The sequence below is a fragment of the Mycolicibacterium mageritense genome (assembly GCF_010727475.1).
GTDB classification, from domain to species: domain Bacteria; phylum Actinomycetota; class Actinomycetes; order Mycobacteriales; family Mycobacteriaceae; genus Mycobacterium; species Mycobacterium mageritense.
Genome location: NZ_AP022567.1, coordinates 2,786,994 through 2,804,835, shown reverse-complemented (window position 1 = coordinate 2,804,835; position 17,842 = coordinate 2,786,994). Strand labels below are relative to the sequence as shown.

Annotated in this window: 14 protein-coding genes and 1 pseudogene; 9 read left to right on the top strand and 6 right to left on the bottom strand. The window is 67.2% G+C overall.

Annotated features, from left to right (window positions below):
• Nucleotides 1-74 precede the first annotated feature (74 nt).
• Both G6N67_RS13220 and G6N67_RS13215 read left to right on the top strand, forming a co-directional pair.
• Entirely contained in the window at nucleotides 75-941 is an 867-nt protein-coding gene (locus tag G6N67_RS13220; protein WP_036435072.1) for a helix-turn-helix transcriptional regulator, read from the top strand.
• Nucleotides 942-1,007: 66 nt separating this feature from the next.
• Nucleotides 1,008-2,219 carry an esterase family protein gene (locus G6N67_RS13215; RefSeq protein WP_051578611.1) on the top strand — a complete coding sequence of 404 codons (1,212 nt, stop codon included), beginning with the start codon at nucleotides 1,008-1,010 and terminating at the stop codon, nucleotides 2,217-2,219.
• An 11-nt stretch (nucleotides 2,220-2,230) separates the two neighbouring features.
• On the opposite strand, the gene G6N67_RS13210 is transcribed toward G6N67_RS13215, so the two are convergent.
• The 4 genes and pseudogenes from G6N67_RS13210 to hrpA form a co-directional block, all read right to left on the bottom strand.
• Nucleotides 2,231-3,373, bottom strand: coding sequence for an FAD-dependent oxidoreductase (locus G6N67_RS13210; protein WP_036430841.1), 1,143 nt, complete (start codon nucleotides 3,371-3,373; stop codon nucleotides 2,231-2,233).
• 10 nt (nucleotides 3,374-3,383) lie between these two features.
• Nucleotides 3,384-3,770, bottom strand: coding sequence for a GntR family transcriptional regulator (locus tag G6N67_RS39210; protein WP_268951289.1), 387 nt, complete (start codon nucleotides 3,768-3,770; stop codon nucleotides 3,384-3,386).
• 61 nt (nucleotides 3,771-3,831) lie between these two features.
• Nucleotides 3,832-4,035: pseudogene (locus G6N67_RS39655) on the bottom strand (GntR family transcriptional regulator); the annotation flags it as partial.
• A gap of 43 nt (nucleotides 4,036-4,078) precedes the next feature.
• Nucleotides 4,079-7,966, bottom strand: a complete 3,888-nt coding sequence (hrpA, locus tag G6N67_RS13200) for an ATP-dependent RNA helicase HrpA (RefSeq protein WP_036430839.1) — start codon at nucleotides 7,964-7,966, stop codon at nucleotides 4,079-4,081.
• A gap of 138 nt (nucleotides 7,967-8,104) precedes the next feature.
• Between hrpA and G6N67_RS13195 the strand changes: the two genes are divergently transcribed.
• Together G6N67_RS13195 and G6N67_RS13190 are read left to right on the top strand one after the other, a co-directional pair.
• Complete coding sequence (locus G6N67_RS13195; protein ID WP_036430837.1) at nucleotides 8,105-9,934, top strand: acyl-CoA dehydrogenase; 1,830 nt, start codon at nucleotides 8,105-8,107, stop codon at nucleotides 9,932-9,934.
• Nucleotides 9,935-9,959: 25 nt separating this feature from the next.
• Nucleotides 9,960-10,670 carry a fumarylacetoacetate hydrolase family protein gene (locus tag G6N67_RS13190; RefSeq protein WP_036430835.1) on the top strand — a complete coding sequence of 237 codons (711 nt, stop codon included), beginning with the start codon at nucleotides 9,960-9,962 and terminating at the stop codon, nucleotides 10,668-10,670.
• A 23-nt stretch (nucleotides 10,671-10,693) separates the two neighbouring features.
• On the opposite strand, the gene G6N67_RS13185 is transcribed toward G6N67_RS13190, so the two are convergent.
• Nucleotides 10,694-12,343: an HNH endonuclease signature motif containing protein gene (locus tag G6N67_RS13185; RefSeq protein WP_081812471.1), complete on the bottom strand. Its 1,650-nt coding sequence runs from the start codon at nucleotides 12,341-12,343 to the stop codon at nucleotides 10,694-10,696.
• A 50-nt stretch (nucleotides 12,344-12,393) separates the two neighbouring features.
• Nucleotides 12,394-13,302 carry a mycobacterial-type methylenetetrahydrofolate reductase gene (locus G6N67_RS13180; RefSeq protein WP_110798380.1) on the bottom strand — a complete coding sequence of 303 codons (909 nt, stop codon included), beginning with the start codon at nucleotides 13,300-13,302 and terminating at the stop codon, nucleotides 12,394-12,396.
• Nucleotides 13,303-13,425: 123 nt separating this feature from the next.
• On the opposite strand from G6N67_RS13180, the gene G6N67_RS13175 reads away from it, so the two are divergent.
• From G6N67_RS13175 to G6N67_RS13155, 5 genes are all read left to right on the top strand, one after another.
• Complete coding sequence (locus G6N67_RS13175) at nucleotides 13,426-14,187, top strand: alpha/beta hydrolase family protein (protein WP_036430833.1); 762 nt, start codon at nucleotides 13,426-13,428, stop codon at nucleotides 14,185-14,187.
• 292 nt (nucleotides 14,188-14,479) lie between these two features.
• A complete protein-coding gene (locus G6N67_RS13170) occupies nucleotides 14,480-15,355 on the top strand; it encodes a glycoside hydrolase family protein (RefSeq protein ID WP_036430832.1) in 876 nt (291 codons plus the stop codon).
• A 120-nt stretch (nucleotides 15,356-15,475) separates the two neighbouring features.
• The gene (locus G6N67_RS13165; protein WP_063835107.1) at nucleotides 15,476-16,420 is read left to right on the top strand and encodes a GlxA family transcriptional regulator; all 945 of its coding nucleotides are present in this window, start codon (nucleotides 15,476-15,478) and stop codon (nucleotides 16,418-16,420) included.
• Between the two features lie 40 nt (nucleotides 16,421-16,460).
• Nucleotides 16,461-17,153 (top strand): DJ-1/PfpI family protein, encoded by a 693-nt coding sequence (locus G6N67_RS13160; protein WP_163642182.1) that lies wholly within the window; start codon nucleotides 16,461-16,463, stop codon nucleotides 17,151-17,153.
• Nucleotides 17,146-17,802 carry a hypothetical protein gene (locus G6N67_RS13155; protein WP_051578607.1) on the top strand — a complete coding sequence of 219 codons (657 nt, stop codon included), beginning with the start codon at nucleotides 17,146-17,148 and terminating at the stop codon, nucleotides 17,800-17,802. Before G6N67_RS13160 ends, G6N67_RS13155 begins: the two co-directional genes overlap by 8 nt.
• Nucleotides 17,803-17,842: the final 40 nt, after the last annotated feature.

Below are 17,842 nucleotides of genomic sequence, written 5' to 3'. Positions count from 1 at the left end.
GGTTTCCATGGTCCAACTGCTGATATGGCAGTAGTTGGGTGAAGATCGGCAATATCTGGATTATTTTCGGTGTCATGCCCGACTCGGCCCGGCTCGTGCGGCACCGTGACGGTGTCCCGGTGTACCGGTACTGGACGGCCCGCGAGGCACCTCCGGTCTCGGTGATCCGTGGCCGTCGCGAAGACCTGCTCGAACACGGACCGCACATCCACGACTTCCCGGTGCTCTGGTACGCGCACACCGAAGGCGTCGTCTACGTCGTCGCCGCGGGCGCGGTGATCGACCCGAGGGCTCTGGTCACCGGTACCGACGGCGTCGGCGTGTTCTTCGATCCCGCGGCGCTGGGGCACGACGCCGGCTCGCCGTGGCCGGCGTGGCAGGCGCATCCGCTGCTGTTCCCGTTCCTCCACGGCCGGCCGGGCGGGCTGCTGCGGCTCGCCATCCCTGCGGAGCGACAAGCGGTGTGGGACAGCATGATCCGATCCATCGAGGACGAGCTGACCGGCCGCGAAGACGGCTATCGGCAGGCGGCGCTCGCGTACCTCACGCTGCTGCTGATCGACCTGGCGAGGCTCGCCGACGATGTGGTCGGTGACCTGCGGCGCAGTGGCGAACCGCTGCTGGCCGAGGTCTTCGCGGTGATCGAACGCCGGTTGGCCGGGCCGCTCTCACTGCGTGACGTCGCCGAGACCGTCGGGATGACGGCCGGTCATCTCACCACGCTGGTCAAGCGCCGCACCGGCCGCACGGTCGGCGAGTGGATCACCGAGCGGCGCATGACCCGGGCTCGGGAACTGCTGAGCGAGACCGATCTACCGATCTCGGACGTCGCCCGGCACGTCGGGATACTCGACCCCGGCTACTTCACCAGGCAGTTCCGCCGGGCGCACGACTTGTCACCCCGGCAGTGGCGCCAAGCTTTCGGAAGCGAATCACATTGATAACAGAGGGGTTACGCTCGGCGCGCGGGTTCGGCGCGGCGTACGCACGTTGTTAGCTTGCCTGGTGTGAAGCGGACGTTCCTCAACAGGATGTGGCGTCGCGTGGCGGCGACCGCGGCGGCCACACTGATGCTGACGGCCTCGATGAGCGTGACCGGACCGGCCCCGGAGGCGGCGGCCTATTCCCGCGACGGCCTGCCGGTCGAATACCTGCAGGTGCCGTCCCCGTCGATGGGCCGTGACATCAAGGTCGAGTTCCAGCGCGCCAGCGGGCCGACTCCCAGCACGGGTGGCGCCCGGGCGCTGTACCTGCTCGACGGGCTGCGCGCGCAGGACGATGCCAACGGCTGGGACATCAACACCGCGGCGTTCGAGTGGTTCCACGACTCCGGCATCGCGGTCGTGATGCCCGTCGGCGGTCAGTCCAGCTTCTATTCCGACTGGTACCAGCCCGCCCGGGGCAGTGCGGGCACGACCACGTACAAATGGGAGACGTTCCTGACTCAGGAACTGCCTGCCTGGTTGGCCACCAACCGCAACGTCTCACCGACCGGCAACGCCGTCGTGGGGCTCTCGATGTCGGGCGGTGCAGCGCTGACCCTGGCGATCTGGCATCCCACGCAGTTCATCTTCGCCGGCGCGCTGTCGGGCTTCCTCAACCCCTCAAGTGGCTTGTGGCCCACGCTCATCGGCTTCGCGATGAAAGACGCGGGCGGCTACAACGCAGCCGACATGTGGGGCATCAGCAACGACCCGGCGTGGCGGCGCAACGATCCCACCGTCAACATCAACCGGCTGGTGGCCAACAACACAGCCGTGTGGGTGTACTGCGGTAACGGTGCCCCGTCGGACCTCGACGGCTCGGACGGCAACTTCGGCACGATGTACAGCGCGCAGTTCCTGGAGAACATCACCGTCACCTCGAACAAGGATTTCCAGCAGAAGTACCAGGCCGCCGGGGGCCGCAACGCGAAGTTCAACTTCCCGTCCAACGGCACGCACAACTGGAACTACTGGGGCGCACAGCTGCAGGAGATGAAGCCCGACATGCTGCGCGTGCTCGGCGTCGGTCAACCCGCGCCGGTGCCTGCGCAGGTGGCCCCGGCGCCGGGCGCCGTGCCGGGCCAGGTCGCGCCGGCGCCGGTCGCGCCCGCGACCCCAGCGGTACCCGGCGTCGCCGGAGCACCCGTCGTGGCCGGAGTACCCGGTGTTGCGGGTGCGCCCGTGGCACCGGCGGCGCCTGGCCTGCAAACGGTTCCGGTAACGCTGCCGCGGTAGGCGCCCGTCGATCAGCCCTCGGTCATGGCGCCCTGAGCGTGCGCACCGCCGCGCACGCCGCGGTAGATGCCGCGCCGGACGATCCAGGGCTGCAGTACCCGGTCGATGGTCCAGGAGGGAAACCGGAACGCGAACCCGTTGGGCGCGAACACCTCCAGCCCGTCGGGTTGTGCGCCCAGCACCGAACCCCACCGGTACGCGGGTGGCCGGTACGCCCGCATGCGCTGCCCGGTGAAATGGGCGGCGATGTTGTGGGCCAGCAGGCCGTCGGCCCGGTTGCGCGCCGAGGATCGCAACGGGTCGGTCGCGGCGACGTCACCCACCGCGAACACACCGGGGTAGCCCGGAACCTGCAATTGCGGTGTCACCCGGACGAAGCCACGCGCGTCGAGCACCTCGGGCGGCAACCAGCCCGTGTTCGGACGCACGCGCCCGATCGCCCACAGCACGGCATCCGCCTGCACAGGCTCCTGCCCTGTGCTCCAGTGCACCGGCGCATTCGTGATGGCGTCGCACTCGAAACCGTCGGCGACCACGGCGCGGTGTCCCGGATGCGTCGTCACCCCGGCTTCGGCAAGGCGCTGCACGATGCGGGCGCGGGCGCGCCGATGATGGTGAGGTAACGGTTGACCACCCGGAAAGTACAGCGCGACATGGGTATCCGGCCATCGCACGGCGATGTTGACCGCGCTTGCCACCGCGGCCGCACCGCCACCGATCACGGCCACCGAACCCGCGGCGCCCAGCGTGTCGTGCGCTTCACGCAGGCTCGCGCCGATCTCGTCGGCCGACCGCACGACCGGTCTGCGCCAGAACCCGTTGGCCACACCGGTCGAAATGACCAGCGCGTCATAGGGTTCGCGCACGGTGTTGCCCGCGGCGTGTCGCACGCTCACGGTCCGCCCCGGCAGGTCTACGCCCGTGATCGTCCCGTGCACCGTGCGGACATCGTCGAGCCCGTGGAACCGGTCGAACCCGATCCAATAGTCGCGGGCCCACACGTCCGGCCGAGCCAGCCGCACACCGACCTCCTGACCGCTCACCAGACCGGGGTTCACCGAGACACCGACGACGTCGAACCGGCGGGCCAGCCGAATCGCGGTGAGCACGCCGGTGTCGCCGAGGCCGGCGATCACCACGCGCTTGCGGTCCACGATCGCCGGGCTACTGCGCGTCGGCCGCGAGCTTGGCGACGTGCTCCAAGGTGGGCAGCCGGGTCGCCTCGATGTGGTCGTACGCGAGCCGGCCCGCGGTCTCGGCATCGTGGTCGGTGATGGCCTTCAGCAAGGCCGCGTGGTCGGCTCCCGGGTCCACGGCCACACTGTCCTGCGTCATCCGGAACACGCGCCGCACCGGCCCCTTGAGCGAGCGCATGATCGAAGCGAGCAGATCGTTGCCGCAGGCGTCGACGATCGCGAAGTGGAACTCGACGTTGAGCCGCGTCGCCTCGCTCACGTCGCCTGCCTGGGCAGCGGACGTGGCCGCATCGAACACGTCCTTGAGCCTGGCGAGGTCGGCATCGGTGCGGTTCTCCGCAGCGCACCGAGCGATTCAACCGCACCTGGAACAGCTCGGCGATGTCCCGCTCGTCCATCGAAGCCACTTGCGCGCCGCGCCGCGGCAGCACCACCACGAGTTTCTCGGCCACCAGCTGCTGAATGGCCTCCCGCACCACGATGCGTGACACTTCGAGCTCTTCGGCGAGATCGCGCTCGACCAGACGCTCGCCCGGCAGCAGCAGGCCTTCGATGATGCGGGTGCGCAGGTCATTGCAGACGAGATCACGCAGGGACTGAAACTGCCTTCCCACGGTCATCTCGCCCATCGGCCTCTCCTCGGTTCGCAATATCATATGGTGATCAGCGCCCGACGGCGTCAATCGCCTTGTAGATGCGTTGCTCACTGACCGGTCGAGGGGTTCCCAGCTGCTGGGCCCACAGGCTCACCCGGAGTTCCTCGATCTGCCACGCGATGTCACGGACGTCGTCGGCCGAGGCCCGCACCGGCGAAAGCGCCTGCACCAGTTCGTCATAGGCGTCTTCGACGGCGTGTATGCGCGACATCCGATCCCGGTCGGCGCCAAGGGCGTGCGGCAGCCGGTCCAACCGGCGGGCGATCGCGGTGAGGTAGCGCGTCAGGTCGTTGAGCCTGCCGACTCCGGTAGCCGTGACAAACCCCTTGGGCAGCAACCGATCCAGCTGCGAACGGATGTCGGCCACCGCGTCGGCCTGCGCGGGCGACGGCTTGTCTGGCAGCGCGACCCGCACTTCGTGCGAAGCCGCCAGCACCTTCTCGACCCGGCTCACCGCGGCCTGTGTGGTGGGCCCTAGTTCCTTTCCGGCCCGCTGCACCAAATCAGCGAACGCGGCCCTGGTCCACACCGGTTTCGGGACCATCAGGTCGGCCGCGGCGTCGGCACAGTCGTCGAGCAGCGCGGCAAGGGTGCCGTCGGGATTGGCGTTGAGGGCCAACCGGGTTCGCGTACCCAGGCCTCGCTCGATGGCCTTGACGGGCGAGGGCACCGTGAGCCGCAGCAGCCGCCGCAGGCCCGGTCGCATCGCCGCGGCCTGTTCGGCGGGATTCGCGAACACCTTGATGTCCACGGCTTTTCCGGTGTCGACGAACGCGGGATAGCCGCGCACGGTGTGCCCACCGCTGACGTTCTCGACCGTGCGGGGCAGTTCGTCGAGATCGTCTGGCCAGGACCGCAACCCCGTACGCTCCAGCTCGCCCGCCACCGCGGCGGCGACGGCCTGCGCGACCGGTACCGACAGCTGCTCGCGCAGCGCGTCGATGTCCTTGCCGCGTGCGACTTCTCTACCGTCGGCCGCCTCCACCGCGAACGTCATCCGGAGGTGGTTGGGGATCTTGTCCAGGTCGAACGCGTCGATCGGCACCAGAATGCCGCTGCGCCTGCGTAGTTCGCGCTGGACCTCGTCGAGCAGCGAGCCGGCCGTGGGATCCAGGTCACCGAGGATGGCCCTCGCGGTGTCCGGCGCGGGAACGAAGTTGCGCCGCAGGTCTTTCGGCAACGACTTGATCAGCGCTGTCACCAGTTCTTCCCGCAGTGCAGGCACCTGCCAGGCGAATCCATCGCCACCCAACCGCGCCAGCACTCCGACTGGCACATGCACGGTCACGCCGTCGTCGGCCGCCCCCGGTTCGAACCTGTAGGTCAGCGGCAGGTTCAGGTCGTCGGCCTGCCAGGTGTCGGGATGCTCGGCCGAATCGTCGGACCGCAGCAGGTCGTCGCGGGTGAAGGTGAGCAGGTCGGGTGTCTTGTGCCGCTGCTTCTTCCACCACGCGTCGAAGTGCCGGGCCGAGACGATGTCGGCGGGGATCCGCGCGTCGTAGAGCGCGTAGATGTCGTCGTCACCCACCAGGAGATCGCGCCGGCGAGCCCGCTCTTCCATCTCCTCGAGCTCGGCCCGCAAGCGGGCGTTGTCCCGGAAGAAATGGTGGCGGGTCTGCCAGTCGCCTTCGACGAGGGCATGGCGGATGAACAGCTCCCTGGCGACCGGCGGGTCGATCTGCGCGTAGCCGACCCGCCGCCGCGGCACGAGCGGCAATCCGTAGAGCGTGACGCGCTCGAACGCCATCACCGCACCGCGCCTGGCATCCCAATGCGGCTCACTGTAGGTGCGCTGGACCAGGTGTCCCGCGACCCGTTCGATGGCTTCCGGCTCGATCCGCGCCGCGATCCGGCCGAACAGCCTGCTGGTCTCCACCAGGTCGGCGACCACGATCCAGCGCGGCGGCTTCTTGGTCAGCACCGAACCGGGAGCCAGCACGAACTTGCTGTTGCGGGCGCCGGCATAGTCGCGGCCGTCACCCTCGCGCAGCCCGACGTGGGACAGCAGGCCCGCGGTCAGCGCGGCGTGGATGCGCGCCGGGTCGGCCGGCTCGTCGGACTCGGTAATGCCGATGTCCCGCGCGATGCTCCGCAACTGCCCGACCAGATCCTGCCACTCCCGGATCCGCAGATAGTGCAGGAACTCCTCGCGGCACATCCGGCGGAACGCGTTGCCCGACCTCTCCTTTCGCTGCTCACTCAGGTAGCTCCACAGGTTGAGGTACGAGACGAAATCCGAGTGCTCATCCGCGAACCGCGCATGCTTCTGCCGCGCTGCCTCCTCACGGTCGACCGGCCGTTCCCGCGGGTCGGGGATGGACAGCGCCGCGGCGATGATCAGCACCTCACGCACGCAACCCTCGGCGTCGGCGGCCAGGATCATGCGGCCGATGCGCGGATCCAACGGCAGCCGGGCCAGCCGGCGCCCGACATCGGTCAGTGCCCCTGCGGCATCGAAAGCACCGAGTTCCTGCAGCAGCTGCACGCCGTCGCGGACGCTGCGCGCGTCGGGCGGATCCAGGAACGGGAACTCCGCGATATCCCCGAGTTGCAAGGCGGCCATCTGCAGGATGACCGCCGCGAGGTTGGTCCGCAGGATCTCCGGATCGGTGTAGCGGGGCCTGGATTCGAAATCCTCCTCCGAATACAACCGGATGCACACGCCGGGCGCGGTGCGGCCCGACCGGCCTGCCCGCTGCGCGGCCGAAGCCTGCGAGATCGGTTCGATCGGCAGGCGCTGCACCTTGGTGCGACGGCTGTAGCGCGAGATCCGCGCGGTGCCGGGGTCGACGACGTAGCGGATACCCGGCACCGTCAGCGAGGTTTCGGCGACGTTGGTGGCCAACACGATTCGCCTCGTCGCGTGGCTGGGCTGGAAGACCTTCTGCTGATCTGCGGTCGGCAGCCGTGCATACAGCGGTAGCACCTCGGTGTTCTGGCCGACCACGGCCCGCAGTGCTTCACTGGTGTCCCGGATTTCCCGTTCCCCGGACAGGAACACCAGAACGTCGCCGGGCGGTTCGGCTTCCAGCTCGGCGACCGCGTCGATGATCGCTTCGGTCGGATCACGCATCTCGGTGCGCACGACCTCGTGGTCGGGATCGTCGGGATCATCGGCGTCGTCTGCCGCAACGGGCACCTCGAGCGGCCGGTACCGGATCTCGACGGGGTAGGTGCGGCCCGACACCTCGACGATCGGCGCATCGGAGAAGTGCCTCGAAAAGCGTTCGGGCTCAATGGTCGCCGACGTCACGATGACCTTGAGGTCGGGTCTGCGCGGAAGGAGCTCACGCAGGTAGCCGAGCAGGAAGTCGATGTTGAGGCTGCGCTCGTGCGCCTCGTCGAGGATCAGCGTGTCGTAACGCAGCAGCCGCCGGTCCCTTTGGATCTCGGCGAGCAGAATGCCGTCCGTCATCAACTTGATCAGCGTGCGGTCGCTCGCCTGATCGGTGAAGCGCACGGTGTAGCCGACGGTGTCGCCGAGCGGGGTGCCGAGCTCGTCGGCGATGCGCTGCGCAACGGTGCGCGCCGCCAGCCGCCGGGGCTGCGTGTGTCCGATGGTCCCGCGGATGCCGCGGCCGAGGTCCAGGCAGATCTTCGGCAGCTGAGTGGTCTTGCCCGAGCCCGTCGCGCCCGCGACCACCACCACCTGGTTCTCGTTGATGGCCTTGGCCAGCTCATCGCGGTGCTCACTGACGGGCAGGTCGGGGTAGGTGATCGCCGGGACGGCGGCCTGCCTGGTGAGGACGAGTCCTTCTGCCGCGGCGACCTGTTCGGCGATCTTGGTGGTGTCCCCACCGCTCAGGTTCCGCAGGCGGCGGCGCAGCCGGTCGGCGTCACGGATGGTCAGTGCGTCGAGGCGGGAGCGGAGCTCGGCGACTGACGGTTCGGACATTTGGTCAAGGATAGGTGCTCGACCAGGTGTGATGCAGGTCATAGCCCGCACTGAACTGGCAACCTCCGGTTCCGTAGCCGTAGGTTGCCCGAACCTACGGTTGCGTATCCCGCCGGACGTCGGCGACGCTTGCGGATCGTGGGTCACTACATCGCCAATGTTCGCGATATCGAGTTCAATCTTTTCGAGGTTCTGCAGCTGGGACCGATCCTGGACGAGGGCACGTTCGGTGACCTCGACAGCGACACCGCACGGACCATGCTCGACGAGGTCGCGCGGTTTGCCGAGGGCGTCGTCGCCGAGTCGTTCGCCGACGGTGACCGCAACCCGCCCGAGTTCGATCCGGCCACGCACGAGATCACGGTGCCCGGTCCGCTCGCCAAGACCGTGCAGGCCGTCAAGGACGCCGAGTGGTGGCGCATCGGGATCGCCGAGAATGCCGGTGGCACACCAGCTCCCGCGTCGCTGGTGTGGGCCATCCAGGAAATGATCATGTGCGCCAACCCGTCGGCGATGTTCTTCTACGGGCTCGGCCCGGCGATGGCGCACACCCTGGCCGAGGTCGGCACCGAAGAGCAACAGCGCTGGGCGCGCATGAGTATGGACAAGGGCTGGTCCGGAACCATGGTGCTGACCGAGCCCGATGCGGGTTCGGACGTCGGCGCCGGGCGTACCAAGGCCATCGCGCAGCCTGACGGCACCTGGCACATCGAAGGCGTGAAGCGCTTCATCTCCGGTGGCGACGTGGGCGATACCGCCGAGAACGTCTTCCACCTCGTGCTGGCGCGTCCCGAGGGTGCCGGACCCGGCACCAAGGGGTTGAGCCTGTTCTACGTCCCGAAGTTCCACTTCGACCCGGAGACGCTCGAACTCGGCGAGCGCAACGGTGTGTTCGTCACCGGCGTCGAGCACAAGATGGGCATCAAATCGTCCCCCACATGCGAACTCACGTTCGGCGCGCACGGCACGCCGGCCGTCGGGTACCTCGTCGGCGACGTGCACAACGGCATCGCGCAGATGTTCCGGGTGATCGAGAACGCCCGCATGACCGTGGGCGTCAAGTCGGCGGGCACGCTGTCGACCGGCTACCTCAACGCGCTCGCGTACGCCAAGGAGCGCATCCAGGGCTCGGACATGCTCAAGATGGCCGACAAGACCGCACCGCGCGTCGCGATCATCGAACACCCGGACGTGCGACGCAGCCTGCTCACGCAGAAGGCGTATGCCGAGGGCCTGCGGGCTGTGTACCTCTACACCGCCGCGCATCAGGATTCCGTGGTGGCACAACATGTCTCGGGCGCCGACGCCGGGCTGGCGCACCGCGTCAACGACCTGTTGCTGCCGATCGTCAAGGGTGTCGGTTCCGAGAAGGCCTACGAGATCCTGACCGAATCGCTGCAGACCCTCGGCGGATCCGGCTACCTGCAGGACTATCCGATCGAGCAGTACATCCGCGACGCCAAGATCGATTCGTTGTACGAGGGCACCACCGCGATCCAGGCGCTGGACTTCTTCTTCCGCAAGATCGTCCGCGATCAGGGTGGTGCGCTGGCCCACGTCGCGGCCCAGATCTCCGCGACCTTGGAAGCGGGTGACGACGAATTCAAACCCGAGATCGCGCGGCTGACCACGGCGCTGGCCGATGTGCAGTCGATGGCGGCCACCCTCACCGGATACCTGATGGCCGCCCAGGAACAGCCCGAGCAGCTCTACAAGGTCGGGCTCGGTTCGGTGCGGTTCCTGCTGGCGGTCGGTGATCTGCTGATCGGCTGGCGGCTGCTGGTCGGCGCACAGGCCGCCCAGACCGCCTTGGCCACGGCAACAGACCGCGACCGCCCGTTCTACGAAGGCAAGATCGCGGTGGCGAAGTTCTTCGCACACAACATGTTGCCGCTGCTGACGGCGGTTCGCGAGATCGTCGAGTCGGTCGACGGCGACGTCATGCAACTGGACAACGAGGCGTTCTGACGCGGCCCTGCGCGAGGATGGATCCATGGCCGACTACGTGATCCCTCCTCCACCGCAGCCGTCGCTTCCCGTCAGCACCGGGCCGGAACGCTTTCCGGTTCGGCGGGTGTTCTGCGTCGGCCGCAACTACGCGGCCCATGCCCGCGAGATGGGCAAGGATCCCGACCGCGAGCCGCCGTTCTTCTTCATGAAGCCGGCCGACGCAGTCGTCGACGCGACGGGCACGGTGCCTTACCCGTCGCTGACGTCGGCGTTCCACCACGAGATCGAACTCGTGGTGGCGCTGGGGTCCGGCGGCCGCAACGTCGCGCCTGCCGATGCGCTGAACCTGGTGTGGGGTTACGGCGTCGGCGTCGATCTGACCCGGCGCGATCTGCAGGACGAGGCCAAGAAGCTCAGCCGACCGTGGGACTGGTCCAAGGGTTTCGACGCGTCGGCGCCGTGTACGCCGATCCACCCGGTAGCCGACGTCGGCCACCCGGACAGCGGCGAGATCTGGCTGCGCGTCAACGGCGATCTCAAGCAGCGCGGCGACCTCACGGAGCTGATCTGGTCGGTGCCGGAAGTCATCAGCGCGATTTCCACCGCCGTCGATCTCGCGCCCGGCGACTTGATCTTCAGCGGCACACCCGCGGGCGTCGGCCCCATGCAGCCCGGTGACGTCGTGTCCGGCGGCGTCACCGGTGTCGCGGAGTTCACGTTCACGGTCGGCCCGCCCGATCGGCGACCCGCTTGACCCGCTACCGCGATGGGTGAGGTCTAGGGCCCGCGTACTCCCTTGCCTTCCAAAGCATGGGGATCGATGGGTCGGCACGCGTCGGTTCCGGTCGGCGATGGGTTGTTGTCGAGCAGAATCCAGCCGGGTGGGAGTCCCGGGTCGAATGGTTCTGCGCTGAGCGGCTCGCGATCCCAGAGGTGTTCGACGTTGGGTGCGATCAATGTCGACTGGTCGAAGTCGTTGCCCCACTGCATATCCCAGTCCGGATCCGGTTCGGGTTCTCGCTCGGGCTCCGGATCCTGCTCACGTTGTGGTTCACGCTCCGCCTGCGTGAGCAGGAGTTCGGGTCGGTGGTAGTAGTTGATGCGATTTTGGCCGTGGTCCAGACCCGCCGGCGGGCGCCATTCGACATCGCCGTTTGCATTGACGGTGGTGGTGTAGCCGCCGTCGGTGTCGACCATGAGATTGTCGGGCTCGCAGGCCAAGGTCATCTCGTCGACGTTGGTGTTGCCGCCGTGGGCCCAATCCGCGGAGGCGTGATGGACCTGGCAGCCGTAGGCGCCGACGGTGCAGCACGGTTTGGAGCAGCCGCCGTCGCGGGCGATCAGCATGATGCGTTGCGCCGGGCTGGCGATGCGGCGGGCCCGGAAATAGTTGAGGGCGGCGCCGGTGGCATGGTCGAACACCGCCAGATGATGGTTGGCGTGCGACGCCATCCGGATGACGTCTTCGATGGGGATCTTCGTGCCACCCCCAGTCGTGCCGATCCCGGCGCGCGATTCCAGATCCCGCAGCGTGGTCCGGATGATCACCGAGACGGGTAACCCATTGAGTTGGCCCAGATCACCGGTCATCAACGCGATGCGGCCTACGACGAGCATGGCGTCGTGCTGACGTTGAGCCACGGTGCGGTTGTCGTTCTCGATCTGGGCTTTGGTGGGCGTGCCACTGGTGCAGGGTTCCTCGTCGTCGGGATTGCACATGCCGGGCGCGGCGAACTTGGCGAACAGCACCTCCCACACCGCCGCGGCTTCCGGGGTCAGGTTGGCCGTCATCGCCGTCATCGCATCGCGGCCCTGCTTTGCCACCGACACCCCGCGCTTCCGGGCGCGTTCGGCGTCGTCGGGTTCGGGGCCGTCCTGATCGAGCAGGAACAGCCGCAGCTCGGCGACGTCCTTGAGCTCCTTGGGACCGACGCCGACAGCGACCCGGACCAGGTCGAGCTCGAACTGCTCACGAGTCGACTGGTCGACGAACCCGGGCAGACTGTCGATCGCGTCGCGCAGGACTGTGACGTGGTCGGGGTTGATCAGGCCGGCGGCCTGAGCGGCAGCGACCGCCGGGAGCACCGGGGGCAGCGGCTCGCCGGTCAGCGCACGCCGTGGCCCGAGGTCGGCGGCTTGGCCGAGGCGTCGGCCGGCTTCGGCGGTGGACAACCTCCAGCGGATCCGCAGCACGGCGTTCCACGACTTGGCGCCCAACGCGCGTGGTGTGGTGTCGGCCTGGAGCTGAGCGAGCATCCGGTGCAGCGGGGCTGGCAGCTGACACGTCAGGGTCTCGTACTCGTCGAGCACCGCCAACAGTTCGTCGCGGGTCAGTGATTCGAACTCGCATGCCGCGAAGGCGTCGAGGGCGGCCCGCAACGCCGCCACCGCCTCCACAGCACTTACCTGCATGATTCGAACATACATTCGACCACCGACAAGTTGCGGTCGGCGCGTCTCGGTGATCGCGCCCCGGGTCAGGCCTGGTCGGGCGACCAGTACGCGAGCATCTCGGCGAACGTGTCGAAGGCGGGCTTGGACACGCCGTAAGCCGCCTCGAAGTGGATGCTCAGCGGGAAGCCGAGGTCGGCGACCCCGTCGATCACGCGCTTGTACAGATCGAGCATGAGCTTGCGCTTCTCGGCCGGGTCGATCTCGGCGAGCCGGCTGACGAACTCCTGCTCCGCGGCGACGGCCTCGTTGCCGGGATCCTGGATGAGCCAGTTGATCAGGCCGACGTTGGACTCGAGCTTGGGCACGAATCCGAACGACAGCAGGATTTCCGGGCGGTGGTCGGTGGTTTTGGCAAACTCGGTCAGGAAGCCGACGATGGCGTCCGAATACAGCAGCTGGGTCATGCCGTACGTCGCGCCCTGGCCACATTTGAAGGCGAACCGGCCCTGCTCGCCCTCGCGGGTCGGGATCAGGATCGCGCCGCGGTTGGGCACCAGGTCGGCATAGATCGTCAGCGCATCGGTCGGCGCGACACCTTCACCCTCGCCGTCCTTCATGGTGCGGGGCACCCCGACGAACGCGATGCCGTCGAAGCCGGCGCCGCTGAGGTCGGTGAGCCGCTGCTGCAGCGCCGTCTGGTCCAGGAACGAGGTCACCTGCGTGCACAGGCCACGCATGCCCGGGAGCTCAGGCTGGAGGATCGACCAGTACTCCAGGACGTCCATCCGCGGCTTCATCTCGATCGGACGGTCGTCGTCCTCGTCGATCATCCCAGGGATCATGACGTGCTTGATCCGGCCCTCGATGCCGGCCTGGGCGGCCAGCGCGAGCACCTTCTGGGCCTCTTCGACCGGATAGTGCGGTCCCCGCTCGATGTTCGGCGGCACGAGTTCCAACGCGATGGTGTTCAGCGGCACCTGCTTGCTCCACATCTGATTCCGTTCCGCACGGCGTCGTGAGCGACACTGACCACATCCGGCGGACACTCCACCCTACGACTCCGAACTGTGGCTCAGTAATCCACATCATCGCGGCCGCCGTGATAAACCTCCCCCATGGCTGAGCGCGTCATGTTTCCCAGCTCGACCGGCCCGATGCTGGCCGGGTCGATCGAAGTGCCCGACGGCCCGATCCGAGGGTGGGGCGTCTTCTCCCACGGGTTCACGCTCGGCAAAGATTCGCCCGCCGCTTCGCGCATCTGCAAACAGCTCGCGAGCGACGGCATCGGGATGCTGCGCTTCGACGCACTCGGGCTCGGCGGTTCCGAGGGTGACTGGGGCGACGGATCCTTCACCGTCAAGGTCAACGACATCATCGCGGCCTGCACGTTCATGGCCGAGCGTGGCACGCCCGCCGACATTCTCATCGGGCACTCGTTCGGCGGAGCCGCGGTCATCGCGGCCGCGCGGCAAGCGCCCGGGGTGCGCGCAGTCGTGACGGTCGGAGCACCGTTCGACCCCACGCACGTCGAGCACCAGTACGAGGCCGTGATCGAATGTGTGCTCGCCGAGGGAACCGGCGAATGGATGGTCGGCGGCAAGACCCTCACCCTCAAGCGCGCGTTCGTCGAGGACGTCCGGGCTGCCGATCTGCAGGACAAGATCAAGGCACTCAAGATGCCACTGTTGATCCTGCATTCGCCCACCGACAACACCGTCGGCATCAAGAACGCCAGCGACATCTTCTGGACGGCCCGGCATCCGCGCAGCTTCGTCTCTCTCGAAGGCTCCGAACACTTGCTCACGGGCCCCGGTCAGGCCCGCCGGGCGGGGCGCATCATCGGTGCGTGGGCCGACGCTTATCTCGGCGAGCACTGAGCGGGTTCGCAGCCGCCACGACTCGGGAGCGCTGGGCCGATGCGCCCGGCTATGTCGCGCTAAAGCATGCAAATCCTGTTGCCGGTGTCCGCCCGAGACTCGCGATCAGCCACGCATTCCCTTCGGAGGCAACCATATCGGCCTGTCGACCTGGCTGACACTACCTGCACGATCCGTTGTACCCACAGTCCGTGGAGCTGGTAGTAACGAGTGAGGCCCCCAACGCGGTGGGTCTGTCCCACTGCATGATTCGCCCAACTTGCGGGGCGCCACACTCGAACGAGGGGAACTGATGAGCATCGGCATCAACCAGAGCAACCTGTGCCAGTTATCGTCAGGCAGTCTGGCCGCCACACTCGACGGCATCGCTGGAATGGGGTTCACCACAGTGCGATTCGCGGTCGACTGGGGCTACCTGAGCAATGCTTTCGGCCAGACCAATTACGCTCCTGTGACGGCTGTGAACAATGCACTGACCGCTCGCGGCCTGACCCCGATGCCATGCCTGGGCATCCACTATCCGTTCAATCACAGTGCCACGGGGTTCGGCAACTTCGTGAACAGGTGCACGCAGATCTTCGGCAGCATCCCCTACTACGAGGTGTGGAACGAGCCCAATCTCATCGCGTTCAACATCGGTAGCCCGGCCACCTACGTCACCTACCTCAAGGCTGCAGCGCCAAAGATCAGAGCAGTTGGATCGCAGGTCATCTCGGGGGGAATGGCGGCCTACCCGACCTTCGGGTCGAACAAGTCTCCGGTGGACTGGCTCAACGGCATGTACGCAGGCGGCGAGAGCGGCGACTACGACCTGCTCGGCTACCACCCGTACAGCATCAAAGACGACCAGAATGCCACCTTCGTGGATCCCCGTACGACCCCGTTCGGGATCGCGCAGATCGATGCGCTGAAGGCGGTGCAGGCGTCAAAGGGCGATACCCGACCAATGGCCTTCACGGAGGTCGGATACATCACGCCGGACAAAGTAAGCCTGGCCGACGCGTCCGACTGGCTGACATGGCAACTGGCCAACCAGGATCCCAACTTCCCTCTCACGTGGTTCTTCTGCTACCAAGACACCGCAGGCGACGGCGGCGGCTACGGGATCAAGGACAGCTCAGGCGCTCCCAAGGGTGTCTACTACGACACGGTTGCCGCGCTGGTGTAACCCGCCTCTGACGAACCGCGGCGCGGGCACGTGCCGACACCTCGGCGGTTGCCAGAAACGTCCGGTGATCGCTCCATGGTCGGCCTGGTTTGCTCGGTTCGGCGTTTGTAATTTCGTTGTGTGCAGCAACGAATTGTCGTCCTGGTTCTCCCTTGGGTGAATCTGCTGGATCTGTCCGGTCCCGTCCAGGTCTTCACCACGGCGACCTACCTTGGCGCCGGTTACCGGGTGACCTATGTGTCGCCGCGGCCCACTGTGCGTTCGGCTCAGGGGCTGGAGCTGGCATCGATCGAGGAGCTCCCCGAGGTGGCGGCCGACGACTTGGTTCTGGTGCCCGGGCCGGATCTCAGCCGATCGCTGGAAATCAGTCCGGCGGTCGTCGACTGGATTCAGGGCGCGGCGCGGGCCGGCGCAACGATCGCATCCGTGTGCACCGGTGCGTTCCTGCTCGGCGAGGCGGGCCTACTCGACGGGCGCCGGTGCACGGCCCATTGGAGCGTCATCCGGGAGATGCGTAGGCGTTATCCGCGTGCGCGAGTCGCCGACGACCTTCTGTACATCATGGACGAACCGATCTTCACCAGCGCGGGCATCGCGTCCGGCATCGATCTGGCGTTGGCGATCGTCGAACGAGACCACGGTCCCACTCTTGCCGCGCGGGTGGCCCGCGAACTTGTCGTGTATCTACGGCGTAACGGGACGGCCGCGCCCTTGAGTCCTTTCGTGGAATTCCGGGACCATGTCGTTCCGGCGGTACAGGCCGTCCAGCAGATGCTGTCCGATGATTTCGCGCGTCGGTACACCTTGGCCGAGTTGGCCGCCGCGGTACACGTGGCGCCGCGCACCTTGACCGCGCACTTCGTCCAGGCGATCGGCATGACACCGTTGCAGTACCAGCAGACGCTCCGGATCGGCCACGCGAAAACCCTTCTCGCATCGACCGATTTGTCGGTCGAGGATATCTCCGCCGCCTGTGGTTATGGCGACGCACGGCAACTCCGGCGCGCCTTCACGCAATCTCAGGGAATCACGCCACGCGACTACCGCGTCGCGATACGCCGCTGAAGGCGTTGTCCCGCTTATCTCTTCGCACCAGGAGTACCCGATGAAAAGTCTCGTCCGCTGTGTCCTACTCGCTGCCACCGGAGCGGTCCTCGGCATGGCGACGCTAGCCGGCTTCGCCCTCGTGGGCTTCAACACCACCATGGCGCGGGACTTCGCCAAGGTCAATGCGCAGCATTCCGTCGTGGGAGATAGCCCAGCCAGGGCGCCGCGACCTGGCCGGATCCAGACGGCAATCCTGCTGGGACGCAACGGCTCCGTCGCCACCGATGTGATGGGCCCCTACAGTGTGTTCGCCGGCTCGCCGAAGTTCGACGTGCGCACCGTGTCGTCGGCGCGGTCGCCAGTGGCCCTGTCCGGCGGCCTCACGGTCATGCCCGAAGCCACCTACGACGACTATCAGTCCGGACGGCTGCCGCTTCCAGATCTGGTGGTGGTGCCGGCGATCACCGAACCCGCCGGTAGCGACGAAGCCGAGCTCCGGGCCTTCATCGAGTCGGTGCACGCGGCAGGGCGCATGGTGATGGGCGTGTGCGCAGGCGCCCGAGTACTGGTGGAGACCGGCGTGCTGTACGGCAAGAAGGCGACGTCGTTCTGGTCCGACCTCGACGGAATGAAGGCCACCCACCCGGAGACCATCTGGGTCGGCGGGACGCGTTGGGGTCGAGGATGCGAATGTTGTCACGACCGCCGGGGTGAGCTCCGGTATCGCCGCAAGCCTGCATGTCGTGCATAAACTGGCCGGGCCCGACGAAGCGATCCGTATCGCCGACACCGTGAGATACCCGCACTGGATCCCGAACGGCACCATGGATATTCCGATCCGCACAATCTCGCTGTCCGACTACCCGTATGTTCTCGGGGCCACCATCCCTTGGGGTCAGCCGCGCTACGGCCTTGGACTGACGCCCGGCGTCGACGAAATCGACATCGCGGCTGCAGCCGAGGTATACGGCGGCGTCGCGTTCACCGCGCAGGTGATCCCGGTCGCCGAGACCGACGAGATCGTCACCAAGCACGGGATGAGGCTCCGCGCCACGCCGATCGCCGACGCTGGGCGATTCGACCGACTGATCATCCCGGGTGTGACGTCCTCGCGACTGCCGGACGCGACCCATCCGACGCCCGTCTTCCTTCCCGCCGCCGCGAGCCCGGGAAACACCAGCTTCGATCCGATCCTTGCCGATGTCGCCCGTACCGACGGCCGACGTGTTGCAGAAACCGCCGCCAAGTACCTCGAGTACCCCCTGCCCTCTCTGCCCGACGAATCCGGTTACCCGGTCCGCGTCACCACGATGGCGATCCTTGTGTTCCTTGCGAGCGCCGGGATGGGGGTCGTCCCGTTCTTGATCAGCAGAACCCGGCGTGGCACGAGTTCGTCGTAATGCCGGTCAGCCCGGGAATCCGTGCGGCCACACGAGTGAT